The sequence below is a fragment of the Actinoplanes sp. ATCC 53533 genome (assembly GCF_003947245.1).
On sequence record NZ_QHHV01000059.1, the window covers coordinates 156,239 to 174,500 of the forward strand.

16 protein-coding genes and 1 pseudogene are annotated in these 18,262 nt (G+C 72.8%); 12 read left to right on the forward strand and 5 right to left on the reverse strand.

Going from position 1 to position 18,262, the window contains the following annotated elements:
* Positions 1 to 168 precede the first annotated feature (168 nt).
* From DMB66_RS20575 to DMB66_RS20590, 4 genes and pseudogenes are all read left to right on the forward strand, one after another.
* Positions 169 to 3,780, forward strand: a pseudogene (locus DMB66_RS20575) (Pls/PosA family non-ribosomal peptide synthetase); the annotation flags it as partial.
* A gap of 235 nt (positions 3,781 to 4,015) precedes the next feature.
* Positions 4,016 to 5,224: a M1 family metallopeptidase gene (locus tag DMB66_RS20580; protein ID WP_233624728.1), complete on the forward strand. Its 1,209-nt coding sequence runs from the start codon at positions 4,016 to 4,018 to the stop codon at positions 5,222 to 5,224.
* Positions 5,225 to 5,303: 79 nt separating this feature from the next.
* Positions 5,304 to 6,083, forward strand: coding sequence for a hypothetical protein (locus tag DMB66_RS20585; RefSeq protein WP_125805724.1), 780 nt, complete (start codon positions 5,304 to 5,306; stop codon positions 6,081 to 6,083).
* Complete coding sequence (locus tag DMB66_RS20590; RefSeq protein WP_125805725.1) at positions 6,080 to 6,445, forward strand: GntR family transcriptional regulator; 366 nt, start codon at positions 6,080 to 6,082, stop codon at positions 6,443 to 6,445. The genes DMB66_RS20585 and DMB66_RS20590 overlap by 4 nt, the downstream gene beginning before the upstream one ends.
* Positions 6,446 to 6,521: 76 nt before the next feature.
* Here the strand turns inward: DMB66_RS20590 and DMB66_RS20595 are convergent, their stop codons facing one another.
* Genes DMB66_RS20595 through DMB66_RS20600 form a run of 3 tightly spaced genes read right to left on the reverse strand, consistent with a single transcriptional unit; the run spans position 6,522 to position 8,800 of the window.
* Complete coding sequence (locus DMB66_RS20595; protein ID WP_125805726.1) at positions 6,522 to 7,502, reverse strand: YafY family protein; 981 nt, start codon at positions 7,500 to 7,502, stop codon at positions 6,522 to 6,524.
* A 39-nt stretch (positions 7,503 to 7,541) separates the two neighbouring features.
* Positions 7,542 to 7,697, reverse strand: coding sequence for a hypothetical protein (locus DMB66_RS61270; protein WP_158647300.1), 156 nt, complete (start codon positions 7,695 to 7,697; stop codon positions 7,542 to 7,544).
* Positions 7,697 to 8,800, reverse strand: coding sequence for an epoxide hydrolase family protein (locus tag DMB66_RS20600; protein ID WP_125805727.1), 1,104 nt, complete (start codon positions 8,798 to 8,800; stop codon positions 7,697 to 7,699). Before DMB66_RS20600 ends, DMB66_RS61270 begins: the two co-directional genes overlap by 1 nt.
* 62 nt (positions 8,801 to 8,862) lie before the next feature.
* Between DMB66_RS20600 and DMB66_RS20605 the strand changes: the two genes are divergently transcribed.
* Positions 8,863 to 9,837 (forward strand): YafY family protein, encoded by a 975-nt coding sequence (locus DMB66_RS20605; RefSeq protein ID WP_125805728.1) that lies wholly within the window; start codon positions 8,863 to 8,865, stop codon positions 9,835 to 9,837.
* A gap of 76 nt (positions 9,838 to 9,913) precedes the next feature.
* Here the strand turns inward: DMB66_RS20605 and DMB66_RS20610 are convergent, their stop codons facing one another.
* Positions 9,914 to 10,624 carry an FKBP-type peptidyl-prolyl cis-trans isomerase gene (locus tag DMB66_RS20610; protein ID WP_233624729.1) on the reverse strand — a complete coding sequence of 237 codons (711 nt, stop codon included), beginning with the start codon at positions 10,622 to 10,624 and terminating at the stop codon, positions 9,914 to 9,916.
* Between the two features lie 222 nt (positions 10,625 to 10,846).
* Here DMB66_RS20610 and DMB66_RS20615 point away from each other — a divergent pair, with 222 nt between their 5' ends.
* The 7 genes from DMB66_RS20615 (at position 10,847) to DMB66_RS20645 (ending at position 16,367) form a co-directional block, all read left to right on the forward strand.
* A complete protein-coding gene (locus DMB66_RS20615) occupies positions 10,847 to 11,671 on the forward strand; it encodes a TIGR03619 family F420-dependent LLM class oxidoreductase (RefSeq protein WP_125805729.1) in 825 nt (274 codons plus the stop codon).
* Between the two features lie 139 nt (positions 11,672 to 11,810).
* Positions 11,811 to 12,164: a hypothetical protein gene (locus DMB66_RS20620; RefSeq protein WP_125805730.1), complete on the forward strand. Its 354-nt coding sequence runs from the start codon at positions 11,811 to 11,813 to the stop codon at positions 12,162 to 12,164.
* 237 nt (positions 12,165 to 12,401) lie between these two features.
* Complete coding sequence (locus DMB66_RS20625) at positions 12,402 to 12,848, forward strand: GNAT family N-acetyltransferase (protein ID WP_125805731.1); 447 nt, start codon at positions 12,402 to 12,404, stop codon at positions 12,846 to 12,848.
* A 208-nt stretch (positions 12,849 to 13,056) separates the two neighbouring features.
* Positions 13,057 to 13,641, forward strand: a complete 585-nt coding sequence (locus DMB66_RS20630; protein ID WP_125805732.1) for an RNA polymerase sigma factor — start codon at positions 13,057 to 13,059, stop codon at positions 13,639 to 13,641.
* Positions 13,638 to 14,645 (forward strand): CU044_5270 family protein, encoded by a 1,008-nt coding sequence (locus DMB66_RS20635; protein ID WP_125805733.1) that lies wholly within the window; start codon positions 13,638 to 13,640, stop codon positions 14,643 to 14,645. The genes DMB66_RS20630 and DMB66_RS20635 overlap by 4 nt, the downstream gene beginning before the upstream one ends.
* 59 nt (positions 14,646 to 14,704) lie before the next feature.
* On the forward strand, positions 14,705 to 15,262 hold the full coding sequence (locus tag DMB66_RS20640) for a TetR/AcrR family transcriptional regulator (RefSeq protein ID WP_158647301.1): 558 nt from the start codon (positions 14,705 to 14,707) through the stop codon (positions 15,260 to 15,262).
* 130 nt (positions 15,263 to 15,392) lie between these two features.
* Complete coding sequence (locus tag DMB66_RS20645) at positions 15,393 to 16,367, forward strand: pyridoxamine 5'-phosphate oxidase family protein (protein WP_125805735.1); 975 nt, start codon at positions 15,393 to 15,395, stop codon at positions 16,365 to 16,367.
* Between the two features lie 31 nt (positions 16,368 to 16,398).
* Here DMB66_RS20645 and DMB66_RS20650 read toward each other — a convergent pair whose 3' ends face one another.
* Positions 16,399 to 17,829 (reverse strand): serine hydrolase, encoded by a 1,431-nt coding sequence (locus DMB66_RS20650; RefSeq protein WP_125805736.1) that lies wholly within the window; start codon positions 17,827 to 17,829, stop codon positions 16,399 to 16,401.
* Between the last annotated feature and the right edge of the window lie 433 nt (positions 17,830 to 18,262).

The following is an 18,262-nucleotide window of genomic DNA, read 5'->3' on the forward strand; positions in this document are numbered from 1 at the left end:
CGCCCGGTGACCGTGACGACTGATCTGCGATTTGTCACGCTGCCTCCGATCGTCGCCCCGGCGGTGTTCCGTTCCTCGCAAGCCCCGGCACGCCGCACCCTCGTCGACATCCTCGACGAGACCGTGCGGGCGCACCCGACCGCCCGCGCCCTCGACAGCGGCGCCACCGTGCTGACCTACCGTGAGCTGGCCGATGAGGTCGACGCGGTGCGGGGGCTGCTCGCCGGGCACGGGATCGGCGTCGGCGACCGGGTCGGCGTCCGGATCTCCTCCGGCACGGCCGAGCTGTATCTGGCGATCCTCGGGGTGCTCGCGGCCGGTGCCGCCTACGTGCCGGTCGACGCGGACGATCCCGAGGAACGCGCCGAGCTCGTCTTCGTCGAGGCGGGCGTCTCCGCGGTGCTCGGTGACGGCCTGGCTGTGTCGTTACGCCGTACCCCCGAGGGCCGGACCGGCCGTCCCGGACCGGCCGACGACGCCTGGATCATCTTCACGTCCGGCTCGACGGGCACCCCGAAGGGTGTCGCCGTCAGCCACGGCGCGGCGGCGGCCTTCGTGGACGCCGAGGCGCGGCTGTTCCTCGCCGACCAGCCGCTCGGCCCGCAGGACAGGGTCCTGGCCGGGCTGTCGGTGGCGTTCGACGCGTCCTGCGAGGAGATGTGGCTGGCCTGGCGGCACGGCGCCTGCCTGGTGCCCGCCGAGCGGTCGCTGGTCCGCAGCGGCGTCGACCTGGGCCCGTGGCTGGCCGAGCAGCGCATCTCCGTGGTGTCCACGGTGCCGACGCTCGCCGCGCTGTGGCCGGTCGAGGCGCTGGAGGAGGTCCGGCTGCTGATCTTCGGCGGGGAGGCCTGCCCGCCGGAGCTCGCGGAGCGGCTGGCCGTCGAGGGGCGCGAGGTCTGGAACACCTACGGGCCGACCGAGGCGACCGTCGTCGCCTGCGCCGCGCGGATGACCGGCGAGGGGCCGGTGCGCATCGGGCTGCCGCTCGCCGGCTGGGAGCTCGCGGTGGTCGACCAGTCCGGCGAGCCGGTCGCGATGGGCGAGACGGGCGAGCTGGTCATCGGCGGCGTGGGCCTCGCCCGCTACCTCGACCCGCGCAAGGACGCCGAGAAGTTCGCGCCGCTGCCCTCGCTCGGCTGGGGCCGGGCATACCGCAGCGGAGACATCGTCCGTGCGGAGCCCGAGGGGCTGCTGTTCCTCGGGCGCGGCGACGAGCAGGTCAAGCTCGGCGGGCGCCGGATCGAGCTGGGCGAGGTCGACGCCGCGCTGCAGGGGCTGCCCGGCGTCGCGGGCGCGGCCGCCGCGGTCAAACGCACCGCCGCCGGCAATCAGCTCCTGGTGGGATACGTCGTGCCGGGTGAGGGCGCCGATTTCGATGCCACGGCGGCCGCGCTGCGGATCCGTGAGCACCTGCCGGCCGCGCTCGTTCCGCTGCTGGCCGTGGTGGACGAGCTGCCGACCCGCACCTCCGGAAAGGTCGACCGGGCCGCGCTGCCCTGGCCGCTGGCCACCGCGCAGGACGCGGCGGCCGAGCTGACCGAGACCGAGCGGTGGCTCGCCGGCGGCTGGGAGGAGATCCTCGGCGTACGGCCCACCGAGGCGGACGCCGACTTCTTCAACAACGGCGGCGGCAGCCTGAACGCGGCGCAGCTGGTGGCCTGGATCCGGCACCGGCACCCGCGGGTCTCGGTCGGCGACATCTATCTGCACCCGAGGCTGTCGCGGCTCGCGGCGGTGCTCGACGCGCTCGACGGCTCGACGGCGACCCGGCGTGCGGTCCGGCCGACCCCGCGGCGGGCGGGGCTGGTCCAGGCCGTGCTGCTGCTGCCGATGCTCGCGCTGGTCGGGCTCCGCTGGCTGACCGTGCTGGCCGCGCTCGGCAACGTGCTGGCCCTGGTCGCCCCGGCGCCGTGGGTGCCGGCCGTGTCCTGGTGGTGGTTGGCGCTGGGCTGGGCGCTGCTGTTCAGCCCGCTCGGCCGGATCGCCGTGGCGGCCGGGGGAGCGCGGCTGCTGCTGCGCGGCGTGCGCCCGGGCAGCTACCCGCGCGGCGGCAGCGTGCACCTGCGGCTGTGGGCCGCCGAGCGGCTCGCCGAGCTGACCGGCGCGACCAGCGTCGCCGGTGCGTCGTGGATGATCACCTACGCCAAGGCGCTCGGCGCCCAGCTCGGCCCCGACGTCGACCTGCACTCCGCGCCGCCGGTCACCGGCCTGCTCAAGCTCGGCCGCGGCGCGGCGATCGAGCCGGAGGTCGACCTGTCCGGCCACTGGGTCGACGGCGATGTCGTGCGCATCGGCAAGGTGCGCATCGGCGCGGGCGCCCGGGTCGGCTCCCGCAGCACCCTGATGCCCGGCGCCCGGATCGGCAAGGGCGCGCGGATCGCCGCCGGCTCGACCGTGGCCGGCGCCGTGCCGGCGAACCAGCGCTGGGCCGGCTCCCCGGCGGCGCCCGCCGCCAAGGACCAGGCCGCGTGGCCCGCGCAGCGTCCCCCGCGCTCAAGGCTGTGGTCACCCTTCTGGGCCGCCGCGTACGGGCTGACCGCGCAGCTGCTGGGGCTGGTGCCGGTCGTGGCCGCCCTGCCGGCGCTCGCCCTGCTCGGCTGGACGGTCGCCGTCCGGCCGTCCGCGGGCACCGTGCTGGCCGCCGTCGCGGTGGGCACGATCGGCTATGTCGTCGGCTACGCGCTGCTGGTGCTCGTCGCCGTCCGGGCGCTGAGCATCGGCCTGCGCGCCGGATACCACCCCGTGCGGGGGCGGGTGGCGTGGCAGGTGTGGGCGACCGAGCGGCTGATGGGCATGGCCCGGGTGGGGCTGTTCCCGCTCTACGCCAGCCTCTTCACGCCGGTGTGGCTGCGGCTGCTCGGTGCCAAGGTGGGGCGCGGGGTGGAGGCGTCCACGGTGCTCGCGCTGCCGGCGATGACCACGGTCGCCGACGGGGCGTTCCTGGCCGACGACACCATGGTCGCCACATACGAGCTGAGTCACGGCTGGCTGCGGGTCGCCCCGGCCCGCATCGGCAAGCAGGCCTTCCTCGGCAACTCCGGGATGGCGGCGCCCGGCCGTTCGGTGCCCAAGCGTGGCCTCGTCGGCGTGCTGTCGTCGGCGCCGCGCAAGGCGAAGAAGGGCTCGTCCTGGCTCGGCGCACCGCCGATGCCGCTGCGCCGCACCGTCGAGTCGGCCGACACCAGCCGCACCTTCGATCCGCCGTTCCGGCTGAAGCTGGCCCGGGCCGCGATCGAGCTGTGCCGCATCATCCCGGTGATGTGCGCCGCCGCCCTCGCGGTCGGCGTCCTGGCCGCGCTCGCGTTCATGTGGCAGCTCGCCGGGCCCTGGGCCGCCGCGCTCGCCGCCGGGCCGGTGGTGCTCGGCGCGGCGATCGTCGCCGCCGCCACCGCGACGGCCGCGAAGTGGCTGCTGGTCGGGCGGTTCCGGGCCGCCGACCGCGCGCTGTGGACCTCCTTCGTGTGGCGCAACGAGCTCGCCGACACGTTCGTCGAGGTGCTCGCCGCGCCGTGGCTGGTCCGCTTCGCGACCGGCACGCCGCTGCTCACGGCCTGGCTGCGCACCCTCGGTGCGAAGATCGGCCGGGGCGTGTGGCTGGAGACCTACTGGCTGCCCGAATACGACCTGGTCCGGCTCGGCGACGGCGCCACGGTGAACCGCGGTTGTGTGGTGCAGACCCATCTGTTCCATGATCGTGTGATGAGCATGGATGAAGTGACCCTGGGCGCGGGGGCCGCACTCGGCCCGCACGGCATCATTCTGCCCGGCGCGAGCATCGGCGCGCGGACCACCGTCGGGCCCGGCTCGCTGGTGACCGCGGCGACGCCGTGCCCGCCGACAGCCGGTGGCTGGGCAACCCGATCGCGACAGTCGCGCGCCGGGCATCGACCCGAAGGTGCCGGCGCCAAGCGGCGCGACGCCCGGTGCCGACCGCTCGACCGACTCGTACCTTCCCGAGCACGGCAACGGCGGCTACCGGGTGCTGCACTACGACCTGGACCTCGACTACCGGGTCGTGTCCAACCGCCTCGCCGGGCGGGCGACCGTCACCGCGGTGGCCACCCAGCCGTTGTCGCGGCTCACCCTCGACCTCGGTCGCTTCCGGATCCAGGACGTCCGGGTGGACGGCCGGCCGGCGAAGCACGCCCACCGGCCGGACAAGCTGCAGATCAGGCCCGAGCGCCCGATCGGCGCCGGAGACACGTTCCGGGTCGACATCCGGTACGGGGGGAAGCCGGTGCCCATCTCCGGCCGGTGGGGCGACGTCGGGTGGGACGAGCTCACCGACGGGGTGCTCGTCGCCAGCCAGCCGAACGGGTCACCGTCCTGGTTTCCCTGCAACGACCGGCCCGGCGAGAAGGCCACCTTCCGGGTGGCGATCACGACGTCTTCCCCGTACGCGGTCCTGGTGACCGGTGATCCGGTCTCCCGGCGCCGGGGCGCGGGCAGCACCACCTGGGTGTACGAGCGGAACGAACCCACCTCCCCGTACCTGATGAGCGTCCAGATCGGACGGTACGAGCTGGTGGACCTCGCCGTGGGCGGGGTGGTGCAGCGCGCCGCGATCCCACCCGCCGTGCGCGCCGCCTTCGCCCACGATTTCGGCCGGCACGGCGAGATCATGGCGGCGCTCCAGCGGCTCTTCGGCCCGTACCCGTTCCACGAGTACGTCGTCGTGGTCGCCGACGACGAGCTCGACGACCCGATCGAGGCGCAGGGCATGGCCGTCTTCGGGACCAACCACGTCGACGGGCGGCGCACCCACGAGCGGCTCGTCGTGCACGAGCTGGCACACCAGTGGTTCGGCAACAGCCTGACGGTCGCGGACTGGCGGCACATCTGGCTCAACGAGGGCTTCGCCACGTACGCCGAATGGTTGTGGTCCGGGGTTTGCGGCGACCTGCCGGCGGACGCTCTGGCGGCCCACTGGTACGACCGCGTCGCGGCCCGCCCGAGGGACGTCATCGTGGCGGACCCCGGCATCGACCGGATGTTCGACCCGCTGGTCTACAAGCGCGGCGCGCTGACGTTGCACGCCGTGCGAAAGCAGGTCGGGGAGGAGCCGTTCTTCGCGCTCCTGCGCTCGTGGGTTTCCGAGCACCAGCACGCGACGGTGACGACCGAGGCGTTCCGGGCGCACGCCCAGCGCTTCGCCAGGAAGCCCCTGGACGGCCTCTTCGCCGCCTGGCTCGACGGCCCCGCGCTGCCCCCGTTCCCTCGCTAGCCCGCCCCGGGGTTGACATTGTCGCATGCTATGACTCAACCTGTTGAGACAAAGCTTGCGACATTCGGAGGTGGTGGGTATGCGCCAGGAGGATCACAAAGAGGTTGAGCAGTGGCTGGCCCTACACGGCTTGGCCGACGCCGAACCGACCCCGCTGCTCGCGACGCGGCTGGCGGTGCGGCGGCGTGCCAAGCTCGCCGACAGCATCCTGCTGGCCGGGTTCCTGATCGGCGCGGCACTCACGCACGTGTTGGGGCTGGGCACCGACGTCTCGTTCTCCCGGCTGCAGCTGCTGGTGCTGATGACGCTGGTGGTCGGGTTGCTGGTGGCGCAGTGGCTGGTCGGCTGGTGGGTGCGGCGCGTTGACACGCGGGCCGCCGCGCAACTGTCCCGGCGGGTGGCCCACCCGGTCCAGCTCGGCTGGCCGGCGGTGCTGGGCCGGCCGTATGCCATCTTCGCGGTGGCCACCTTCGCCGGCGCGGCGCTGCTCGCGGTGAGCGTGCTACCGGTCTCGGACTCCGTCCTGCGGTACGGGGCGATCATCGTGCTGATCAGCCTCGCCGGCGTGGGCGTCGGCATCATCATGCAGCTGCGCCAGGTGCTGGCGAGCCCGGCCGTGGCGGAGGACGAGGCGTCGCTCACGGCCGATGTCATCATGCGGGTCGAGGACGCCCGCGCCCTCGTCACACCCAGCCTGGTGTGGTCGCTGCCGGCCATTTTCCTGTACGGGGAATCGCTCGGCTGGTGGAACGTCGTCTCGATGGCGCTCGTGGTGGCGGGCGTCATCGCGCTCTGCCTGATCCATCTCCGGACCGCGGGTGTCGGGGCGGCGGCCCGGCGAGCCATGGCCACCCGATGATCGTCATCGACGCGGCCTCGCCGACGCCGCCGTACGAGCAGCTCCGGGCCCAGCTCGCGAGGCAGATCCAGGACCGCTCGCTCGCCGTCGGCACGAGACTGCCGACGATCCGCCGGCTCGCGGCCGACCTCGGCCTCGCCGTGAACACCGTCGGCCGGGCGTACCGGGAACTGGAGGAGGCCGAGCTGATCGAGACCCGCGGGCGGGCCGGCTCCTTCGTCTCGGCCGCCGGCGATCGGGCCCTCGAGCAGGCCCACCGTGCCGCCCGCGACTACGCGGCGGTCATCGCCAGCGTCGGCATCGAGCCCACCGAGGCGATCCGGATCGTCGAGGCGGCACTGGGCCGTGCGGCGATCTCATGACCCACGGGGTCGGCCGGCGGGTGCGTGGTGGCCGGTGAGCCTGATGCGGGGGTAGCCGGCGGTCAGCCGCCATCGGCTACCCGCCGCCGATGGCGGCGCCCGCCGAGAGCAGCCGCTCGGCCAGCGCGCGGCAGCGCTCACCGAGCTCCGGAGGATCGAGCACCTCGAAGTCGTGCCCCAGCAGGACCATGTGCATGAGGGCGAAGTCGAGGCTGCCGGCACCGCTGAGCACCTCGCAACGCTCGCTCCCGCGCGGCCGGACGACGGCCGCGGACGCCGGTATCCGCGCGCGTACGGTGTCGGCCGGCGCGTGCACGAGGAAGTGCGCCTGGTGCTGGTAGACCCGGCTCGCCACGCCCTCCTGCACGTACGTCGCCGCGTCGGGCGCCGCCCGCGGGCGGAAGCGCCAGGTGCGTGCCGACACCTCGGACATCCGGTCGACGCGGAAGCTGCGCCAGCCGTCGCGATCGAGGTCGTAGGCGAACAGATACCAGCGCCGATCGGAGGCGACCAGGCGGTACGGCTCGACCCGCCGCCGTCGCACCTCGCTGCCGGACGGGTAGCCGAAGCCGGCCTCGACCTCGTCGCGGCAGGCCCTGGCCAGCGTCATGAGCACCTCGGGATCGACCGGCGTGCGACCGCCGCCAAAGGACTCCACCGACCCGGAGAGCGCACGCACATCGTGCCGCAGCCGGAGCGGCAGCACCTGATCGAGCTTGGTCAGCGCCCGGAGCGCGGCGTCGCCGGCGCCGGCGACCGCATCGCCCGCGCCGGCGAGCAGCGAGACCGCGGTGGCGATCGCCTCCTCGTCGTCCAGCAGCAGCGGCGGCAGATTCAGTCCGGCACCGAGCCGGTAACCGCCGCCGACACCCTGGCTGGCGTGCACCGGATAGCCGAGCGCGCGCAGCCGTTCGACATCACGGCGCACCGTGCGCGGCGTGACCCCGAGCCGGCCGGCGAGCTCGGGACCGGTCCAGACCTGGCGCTGCTGAAGCAGGCCGAGCAGGGTGAGCACGCGCTCGGTCGTGCCCCGCTCGTCGCCGCCGGCGATGTCCATGGGGCCACCCTGCCAGAGATAGCGGACCGATACTGTCCGCTAGGGCGGGGCAACGCGGCCGCGTAGGCCAGCGAGGCCGGGTCGGCGCCCGGCCAGGTGCTCGATCATGTCGAGCGCCCCGGCCGGCGCGCGCTCCAGCAGCTGCTGGCGGGCCAGGGTGGCCCGGTTGAGCTCGCGCCGGCTCAGGACGTCCATCACCTGAGGGGACCGAAGAACGCGCGCAGATCCGCGGCCAGCTCGGCCGGGGCCTCCATGGCCGGGAAATGCCGGCCACGCTCGTGCTCGACCCAGTGTGCCGCGGCCGGCACCGGGATCAGCTTGCGCACCGTCTCGTCCGCGCCGAAAACCGCGAACCCCTGCGGTACGCCGGGCGGGGTGCCCCACTCCGACGAGTGTGCCTGCTCGTAGAGGGTGTGCGCGGCGCTGACCCCGCAGCCGGTGAACCAGTACAGGCTGACCGTGGTGAGCATCTGGTCGCGGTCGACCGGCAGGTCCGTCCACTCCTCGAACTTCTCCGCGATCCAGGCGAGCAGCAGCAACGGTGAGTCGACCAGGCCGTACCCGATGGTCTGCGGGCGGCTGTTCATGATCGAGAGATATCCGGATCCGTCCGTCCGGAACGCGTCCATCCGGTCCTTGATGAGCTTGTCGACCGGGTCGTCCGCGTCGAGCCGCTCGGCCATGCCCGGGATGAACGTCGCGGTCGCCGCCGCCGTCCACGGGTCCGTCACGACGTGCAGGCCGATCACGTGCTCGCCGTCGATGCCGGCCAGCGAGCCCGAGATGCCGGCCCCCACATCACCCCCGTGTACGCCGTACCGCGCGTACCCGAGCCGCCGCATCAACTCGGCCCAGGCCCGGGCGGTGCGGGCCATGGTCCAGCTGGTGCCGGCCAGGGGGGTGGAGAACGCATAGCCCGGCAGCGACGGAATCACCAGGTGGAAGTCCTCGGCGAGCGGCCCGATCAGCTCGAGGAACTCGGCGACGCTGCTCGGGTAGCCGTGCGTGATCAGCAGCGGGGTGGCGTCCACCCGCTCCGACCGGACGTGCAGGAAGTGGATGCGCTGTCCGTCGATCTCCGTCGTGAACTGCGGGAACGCGTTGAGTCGCGCTTCTTGGGCACGCCAGTCGAACCCGGTGCGCCAGTAGTCGGCGAGCTCGCGGAGGTGGTCGACGGGGATGCCGCGGGTCCACCCGGTGCCGGGGAGTTCGGCGGGCCAGCGGGCTTCGGTCAGCCGGCTGCGCAGGTCGTCGAGGTCGGCGTCGGGGATCGCGATGCGGAAGGGCTCGTTGTCCATGCCGACAACGTTAGGATCAATAGCGGAAAGCTCCGTTCCTAGATTGCCGTCAGGATCGAAGAATGCTGGAAACTTCGGCGCGGTTGCTGCGCCTCCTGTCGTTGCTCCAGATCCGCCCCGACTGGACCAGCAGCGAGCTGGCCGGTCGGCTCGGCGTCACGACCCGCACGGTTCGTAACGACGTGCAGCGGCTGCGGGCACTGGGATATCCGGTGAATGCCCGGCCGGGGGTGGCCGGCGGTTACCGGCTGGGTTCGGGTGGTGCGCTGCCCCCGCTGCTGCTGGACGACGACGAGGTGGTCGCGGTCGCGGTGGGGCTGCGCACGGCCGCGAGCGTCGCCGGGATCGGGGAGACGTCGGTGCGCGCGCTCGCCAAGCTGCAGCAGATCCTGCCGTCCCGGCTCCGGCACCGGATCAGCGCCTTCCAGGCCGCGACGGTGGCGATGCCGTCATCGGGTCCCGTTGTCGACCCCGAGGTGCTGACCGCCATCGCCGGCGCGTGCCGGGACCATCATCGGCTGGCCTTCGACTACCGGACGCATGCGGGGTCCGCGGGGCGGCGATCGGTGGAGCCCTATCGGCTGGTCCATCATCGGGGGAGGTGGTATCTGGTGGCCTGGGACTTGGACCGGGACGACTGGCGGACGTTCCGAGTGGACCGGATGGACCCGCACACGCCGACCGGGCCGCGTTTCACGCCGCGGCCGCTGCCGCCGGACCGGGAGCTCACGGCCCGGATCTCGCGGGGGGTGGGCGAGGCGACGTGGCGGTACCGGGCTCGCGTGGTCGTGGAGGCATCGGCGGATCACGTCCGAAGCCACCTTCCGATCCCGGTGGAGGTGGAGGAACTCGGCGAGGAACGGTGCGCCTTCTCACCGGGCTCGGATCACCCCGAGATGCTCGCGCTGTATCTCGGCATGCTCGACGCCGACTTCACCGTGGCCGACGCACCCGAGCTGGTGGCCGTCCTGGGCAGGCTGGCCGAGCGCTACCAGCGCGCCTCGGATGCCAGCCGCGCCCGCCACGTGACGCCGTGATTCAGCCGAGCCGCCTGGTCCTGAGTCATTTCGCATCCGCCCGACGCAGCCGGTCGGACCCGGTCGGCGGCTCCGGTCAGGACGCCGACAGGACGTCGACGACGAACCGCAGCGTGCCGGCCGGTTGCCCGCCGCTCGGCTTCTCGCCGTACGCGAGGTCGGCCGGGATGTCGAGCCGCACCCGGCTGCCGACCTTGACTCCGATCAGCCCCTGGTCCCAGCCCTTGATGACGCTGCCGGCCCCGACCTGGAAGCTGAATGCCTCCGAGCGGCTCCAGGACGAGTCGAACTCCTTGCCGTCGGCGTAGTTCACACCGACGTAGTTCACGTTGACCGTCTGACCCGACTGGACCGCCGCGCCGGTGCCCTTGATGAGGGTCGTCGTCCGGAGTTTGCTGACGGTGCCGGTGCCCGCGGTGACGGCCGGCTTCTTGCTCAGGGCCGGGTCGGCGCCCGTGGGCACCGGCGGAAACGCCGCAGCCGACTCGGCCGCGCTGGGGCTGGCGCTGGCAGCCGCGCTCGGGGCGGCAGCGCTCGGCTGCGACGACGATCGGCTGACCCACACGATCAGCCCGACGACGAGAGCCAGCACGACCACCGCGGCGCCGCCGACCGCCAGCGCCTGGCGGCGCTTCCGCATCGCCCGGGCGCGTGCCTTGGCGGCCTTGGCCTCGGCGCGCTTCTCCGCCTTGGTCCTGAGCGGCTGTCCGCCGGCGCTCTTGCGTCGCGGACCAGCGGTGGCGAGGTTGGCAGCCGCGCGGCCGCGGCTCGTTACGGAATCAGGCACCGTCCGACAATACGACACCCGGCCGGGACAAGCCGACACCTGGCGCCCGGACGCCGAGCGGATTCGTTCGGCGGACGACGGGCATGCTTCGGAAGTCCGTGGAACCGGCCCAGTACGGTGCTGAGCAGAACGAGCCGCTGATGCGCTGGCGGAGTGGCGTGCGACGAGGCAAGGTTGCCGGCAAGTGGAGTCCTGGCGGGTGAACGAGAGGTGGCTGGCCAGATGAAGTTCGGGCTGTACGGGCTGCACCGCGACCGCAACGTCGAGTCCGACGTTTTGGTCCGGCGGGCCAGATTGGCCGAGGAGGCGGGCTTTGAGTCGCTGTGGGTCGGCGACCACATCGCGCTCCCGGCGGGGGAGGGCAACCCGCCCCGGCTGGAAGCCCTGATCGCGTTGACCTACCTCGCGGCCGTGACCAGCCGGGTCCGCCTCGGCGTCGGCCTGATCGTGCTTCCGCAGCGCCAGCCGGTGCTGCTGGCCAAACAGCTCAGCTCGCTGGACGTGCTGTCCGGTGGCCGGCTGACCGTCGCCGTGGGGGCCGGCTACGTCGAGCCGGAGCTGCATGCGATGGGCGTGTCGCTCGCCGAGCGGGGTGCCCGGACCGACGAATACCTGGCCGCGATGCGTGCCCTGTGGGCCGCCGCGCCTTCGTTCAGCGGCCGGTTCGTGTCGTTCGACGGCGTCGTTCAGCACCCGTCGCCGGTCCAGCAGCCGCACCCGCCGATCGTGGTCGGGGGTCACTCGGCCGCCGCGTACCGCCGGGCCGCTCGGCACGGGAACGGTTGGTACGGCTGGGGTCTGGACGTCGACCAGACCGGGGAGGCGCTGCGCGCCCTGGCCGAGACCGCCCGCGGCGAGCAGCGGCCGGCGGCCCTCGGCGAGCTGGAGATCACCATCACCCCGCCCGGCCCGCCCGACCTCGACACCGTCCGCCGGTACGCCGACGTGGGCGTGGACAGGCTCATCATCGAGCTGGAGGGCATCGACGACACCGCGGTCGACGGCGTGATCGCCTCCGTCGGGGAGACCCTCGCCGGCCACGTCTGAATAGGACAGACGACAGCCGCACCGCCTCGGGCGTCCAGGCGTGTCCAACATCGTCCAATTCGGTGGGTCGCGCGATGATCCGCACGGCACCATTCCTCCGCACCTCGCGAACAGCGCGAGCTCGCGAAAGGAACGTTCTATGCGCTCATCGACGCTCACGCCCAGCCGGCGCATCGGCCGGATCGCGGTCACTCTGGTGGCCGGCTTCGCCGGCAGCGTAGCCCTGGCGGGCGGGGCAGCAGCGGCGACCACGTTCGTCTGCAAGTCCGCGCCGGTGCCGGCCGGCAAGGTCATCATCGCCGAGGACAGGGTGCTCGCCTGCGGCACCGGCACCAGCAAGAACGCCTGGACGATCACCGACCCGGTCCGGTCGGGCATCACCGTCTGCAAGGTGTCCCCGATCCCGGCCGGCTACGTCATCGGCGCCGAGAGCCGGCTGCTCGGCTGCCCGAACCCGACCGGCCGCAACGCCTGGTTCATCCGCGCCGCCTGACCAGGGCTGCCCGGCAGACCAGGGGCTGTCCAGCAGACCAGGGCTGTCCAACAGACCAGGGCTGCCCAGCAGACCAAGGGCTTTCCAGCAGACCAGGGGCCGCGTCCGACGCGGGGCGCGGCCCCGCCGCCGTCGCCGACGGGATCGATGTGGACTACGGGCCTTGACGCACGCCGGGAGGGCGGCATCGCCGGTCCGGTCCGGGCCGAGTTGCGGGAGATTGCCAGAATTCCCGGCATGGATGTGCGGCTTCGCCCGATTCGGCGACAGGACGTGTCAGGGCTCGTTGTTCTGCTGGGCCAACTCGGATATCCGACCGTCGAGGCGGCCGTGCACGAACGACTCGACTACTGGCTGGACGACCCCGCAAGCTGGCTCGTCGGCGCCGACGACCAGGGCGAGCTGATCGGCGTAGCGGCACTGGGTGTCGTGCCGATGCTTGAGGTGACCGGAAAGGCCGGGCGTCTGATCGCCCTGGTCGTCGACGAGCGCTACCGCGGCCGAGGCGTAGGCCAGTCGCTGGTCACGGCCGCCGAAGCACAGGCCCGTGCCGCCGGCTGCGTGAAGATGGAGATCACCAGCAGTCGCTACCGGACGAGAACCCACGAGTTCTACCAGCAACTCGGGTACGAGGACATCTGCACGGCCAGCGCCCGCTTCGTGAAGAGCCTCGCTGACGTCTAGCCGCGCGGTGTCGGCCGCCGCTCCACCCGGGCCATGCCGGGGTTCGTCTCCCTCCGCGCCACCGCAACCGGCAGCGCGGGCAACGCCGTGACCCAGACCGTCGCGCGTGCCTGCCGGCTGCCCGCGGCATGACGTGCCGCGAACACTCGGCGGGGGATCGGCGAAGGGCAGGCGACAGCAAGCCACGGCGAGCGATGGGGAGGCCTGGATGGCGGTGGTCGCGGAGGAGTCGGACGCGGAGGTGATCGGCCGGGCGCGGCAACACCCGGATGCGTTCGCCGCGCTGTTCGACCGGCACTACCGGAGGATCTACGCCTACGCCGCCCGGCGGCTCGGCGCCGGCCTGGCCGACGACATCGCGGCGGAGACGTTTCTGATCGCCTTCGACCGGCGGGACGGCTACGACCGTACCCGGGCGGACGCCGGACCGTGGCTGTACGGCATCGCGGCCAACCTCATCGCCCGCCACGCGCGGGCCGAGGCCCGGCACCTGCGCGCGCTGGCCCGCACCGGCGCCGTGGACGCGGTCGACTGGGACGGTGACGCGGTGGCCGGCCGGCTCGACGCCGCGGCGGCCCGCGGCCTGCTGGCGCAGGCGCTGGCTGCGCTGCCCGCCACCGAGCGCGAGGTGCTGCTGCTGGTCGGGTGGGCCGGACTGAGCTGCCAGGACGCGGCGAGCGCCCTGGACATACCGGCCGGGACCGCCCGTTCCCGGCTGCACCGCGCCCGCACCCAGATGCGGGCGGCGCTGGGCATGACCAACTCGAACCTCGACCCGGAGGTGGACGAATGATGGACGACCTGCGAATCCTGCGCGTGCTGGGCGGCCCGGACCCGGTGCCCGACCCGGACAGCGAGACCCGGGCGCGCGCCGCGCTGCTCACCCGGGCCCAGGCCGCCCCGGTGGGCGCCGCCCGGCGTACCCGATGGGGTCGCCTGGGTTGGCGGATCGCGGTGCCGGCGGTCGCGGCAGCGGTCGCGGTCGGCGGCCTGGTCGCGGTGGAGCTGGTCGCGGTGGAGACCGTCGGCCCGGTCACCCGGGACGGCCCGGTCGTGCCGGGACTGCCGGCAGCCAAGCCGGCCAACGCGGCCGAGGCCCTGGGGTACGCCGCGGCGGCGGCCACCCGCCGGCCGTTCACCACGCCGCGGCCGAACCAGTGGCTGTATCTGGAGACGCGGACGACGTCCGGCAAGGGGCCGGGCGGGTTCGTCGCCAGTGGTCCCTACGAGACCTACACGAGCCGCGTGTGGCGGCGCATAGATGGCAAGCAGCTGGCCTCCTACAAGCGCGGCAAACTGGTCACCTATCCCAGCAACATGGCGACGCCCGGGTTCGACTTCGCGACGCTCGCGAACTTGCCCCCAGACCCGGAAGCGGCGCTGGCCTGGGTGCGTGGACAGGTCGGCGGCGTCGGCGGCGGCACCCGCGACGGCGAGGATGGGATCGCCTTCACCACGATCAACGCGATCCTGCGGGACCACCTGTTGCCGCCGGCCGTGGAGTCGGCGCTGTTCCACGCCCTGAGCAAGCTCTCCGGCGTCACCCTGGTGCCGGACGCGGTCAACCTCGACGGCCGGCCGGCCATCGCGGTCGGTCGCGTGCAGGACGGCTGGCTACGGAGCGAGATGCTGCTCGACCCGGCGACCTACCGGCTGATCGGGGAGCGGGCGGTGGCGATCGCCGACCACACCAACCGCGCCGACGACGGCACCTCGAAGATCAAGGAGGGCACCGTCCAGTACCTCGTGGTGCGCAGCGGTGCCGCGATCGTCGACACGCCCGGCCAGACCGGCTGACCCGTTGCCCCGCCCTCGCTGCTCCTTGCATTTTCCCGAACGTTCGGTAAACTATGGCCATGGGCAGAGCCGCGAGTGTCGACGATGAAGTGATCTACGCGCGGCTCGCCGAGGTCTTCCGGGTGGCCGGCTATGCGGGGGCCTCGCTGTCCGCGCTGTCGGAAGCGGTGGGGCTGCGGCGGGCCAGCCTGTATCACCGGTTCCCGAGCGGCAAGCCCGCGATGGCGGCGGCCGTTCTGGACAGCGTCGAGGTCCAATTCGCCCAGATCCTGCAGCCGCTCGCATCGGCGCCGGAGGTCGCCAGTGGCGTGGCCGAGATGGCCAGCCGGATGGCACGCTTCTACACCGACGGCCGCCTGGCCTGTGTCCTGGACACGATGACCCTCGCCGGGGCGCCTGAGGAGCTCAAGGCGCAGGCTGCCCGCCTCGCCCGGGGATGGATCCAGGCCATGGCCGACGCGGCGGTCCGGGCGGGGGCGACCGAGACCGAGGCGAGCGGCCGGGCCCGCGCGGCGCTGGTCCGCATCGAAGGCGCCCTGGTGGTGTCGCGCGTCCTCGACGACCCCTCCGTGTTCGAGCAGGTCCTCGCCGACCTGCCCGGCCTGCTCGCGCCCTGACTCGACCTGCCCGACCTGCTCGCGTCCTGAGCCGACCTGCCCGGCTGCTCGCGCCCTGGGCCGGCCTGGGAGAGGGCTGCCCGCAACACCTTCCGACTCGCCTGGCGGCGACCCCATCGAGGAGCAGCGGATGTCGCATTCCATCGACCAGCGGCCCCGGTCCGGACCGGCCCGGACCACATCGTCTACCAGGGACGGCTTGGGCGCCGATCACGCCGGCGAGCAGGCGATCCAGCAGCAGGCGCACGAGGGCGGCCCGGGCTGGGGATCGTCCATGTTCGGCCCGGAGATCCCGCACGGGTTCTACCCGTTCATCCGCGCCCAGCGCATGCTGATCATCGGGGCGGCCGACGACGAGGGCGCGATCTGGTCGTCGATCGTGTCCGGGCCGCCCGGCTTCGCTCAGCCGCTGGATGACCGCACCGTCGTCATCGACGCGCTCCCCGCGCCCGGGGATCCGCTTCGCGAGGTCTTCGCGGCGGAGCGGGACATCGGCATCCTCGCCCTCCAGCCGCAGACCCGGCGCCGCATCCGGGTGAACGGAGTGGCCAGGCGCGAGGGGGACCGGCTGCTGGTGCGCACTGAGCAGGTGCTCGGCAACTGCCCGAAATACCTGCAGGCCCGAGTCGTGACCGGAACGGCCGAAGCCGAGTCCGCGGGGGCCGCGGTGACCGGCCGGGAGCTCACCGAGGGCCAGCGGCGCTGGATCGAGGAGGCGGACACCTTCTTCATCGCCAGCCGCTCGCCCGAGCACGGGGCCGACTCGTCGCATCGCGGTGGCATGCCGGGCTTTGTCGCCGTGCCGGGGCCGCGCCGGCTCCGCTGGCCCGACTACACAGGCAACCAGTTCTACATGACGTTGGGCAACCTGCACCTCAACCCGGCGTCCGGCCTGCTGTTCCTGGACTGGGAGCACGGACACACCCTGCAACTGACCGGCGCGGCCCGGATCGACGCGGATCCCGGCAGCGCCAAGGCATACCCCGGCGCTCTGCGGGTCGTGGAGTTCGACATCGACACCGTGGTGCAGATCGACAAGGCGAGCCCACTGCGGTGGGAATTCCAGGAGTATTCCCGCTTCAACCCGCCCACCGGCGCCCACTGACGGGTGGTCGACGATCGCGGCCCAAGGTCTCCTATGCGACGTCGGGGCGTGTCATCAGCGGCGACCGCAGATGCAGCGCCAGGCTGGGGCCGGTCAGAGGCACGGTGCTCCACGTCGCGACGGCTGTCTCGGCGTCGGCGTCGATCACCAGCCGGACCCGGTGCGGGGTGGTGATGACGTAGAGGTCGGCGACGAAGGTGTCGTCCTGCCAGGCGCCGGCCGCGACGACGGGGCGGCCCAGCGGTGAGCTTTCCCGCCATTCACCGTGGCCGACCCCGACGGCGAGGGACGGCCCGAGCCGCAGGAGCCACCCACGGTCGGCGGGATCGACGATCACCGTGGTTCCGTCGGGCAGGGCCGAGTCCTCGGCGCGGGCGTCGAGTCTCGCCTTGACGGAACGCTCCGGGGCGGCCGAACCCGGCACCGCCGCGAGTGACAGCCGCCGCAGCCGCGCGGCGAGGACCTCGTCGTCCCGGGTGCTCGCCGCGTCGTCCAGGCCGGGCAGCAGGCACTCCCAGAGAGCGTCGAACACGCCCTGAGCCTCCCCTTGGGCGGTCACGGCGACCACGAGATCGTGCTCCGGCACCACCACGCACTGCTGGCCGAAGGCGCCGTGACCGTGGTAACCGTGCCGCGACATCCAGAACTGGTAGCCGTAACCGCAGCCGAAGTCGACGTCGTCCGACCCGTCGTCCTTGAATTGCACGCTGTCGATGTGCCGTCCGGTCGCGAGCCGCACCCATTCGCGCGGGACGAGCTGCCGGTCGCCCCAAACGCCGCCGAGCAGCAGCAGTTCTCCGAAGGCGGCGACGGCCTCGGTCGTGAGGTGCAGTCCGTGGAAGCCGAAGGCGGCGCCGCTGGCCACCCGATCCCATTCGGCGTGGTCGACACCCATCGGCTTGAAGAGGCGGTCGTCGAGCAGCTCCGGCAGGCCGCGCCCAGTGACCCGTTCCACCATCCGGGCCAGGACGTAGCTGGTCGGGTTGTCGTAGGCGTGCCGCGTTCCCTCGGCTTCGGGAAACGGTACGCGCAGGAAGCCCTTCACCAGGTCGTCCGGTTCCAGTCGCCAGGCCTCGGCGAGGCTGTCTGTACGGTGCCCGGTCGTCATGGACAGCAGGTGGTGAACGGTGAGGCGGCGTGCGCGTGCCGAGATGCCGGCCGGCACGTGCTCGGGCAACACGTCCACCACCCGGTCGTCCAGCGAGAGCAGCCCGTCGGCGATCGCGAGCCCCACGGCGACCGAGGTGAACGACTTGGTCAGCGAGTAGAGCAGGTGCGGGCGCTCGGCCGAGTACGGCGCCCACCAACCCTCGGCGACGACGTGACCGTGACGCATGATCATGATGGAGTGACACTCGATGGAATCGGCTTCGAGCCGGTCCAGCAGCGCGGCGATCGCACGGGACGACGTCCCCGAGGCGGCCGGTGTCGACCGCGGCAGCAGGGCGCGCTGAGAAGGCATCCAGGCACCCTAACAAGGCCGCTCCCTCGATCCTCGCGCCTGTTGAGCCATCAACCGTGTGGAGGCCTTCCGGCCCCGTGATCTCAGGCCGGTCATTCGCCGATGTCGTTCCAGTAGCCGCAGCCGGCAGCGGTGGTCGATCTCGACGACGTCACAGACCTCGGGTTGTCCAGCAACGCGCTCCATCCATTGTGCAGTCGGCGCCCCGTGCACCGTCGGAACAGTCGCCGACGATCCGCGACCTGTGCTGTCGGTTCGATGTTCACCGGCGGCGCGCGACTCTCGGCCATATGGTCGGAGATAGCGGACCGATCCTGTCCGCTAGGGGTGGCAGGGTGGGCTCATGGACCCGAACGGCTCGACGGCCCCATCCCGAGGCGCCCGGAGCCGATCCGGTGCCGGTGCGACGTCTGTCCGCACCCGAAACCGTCCG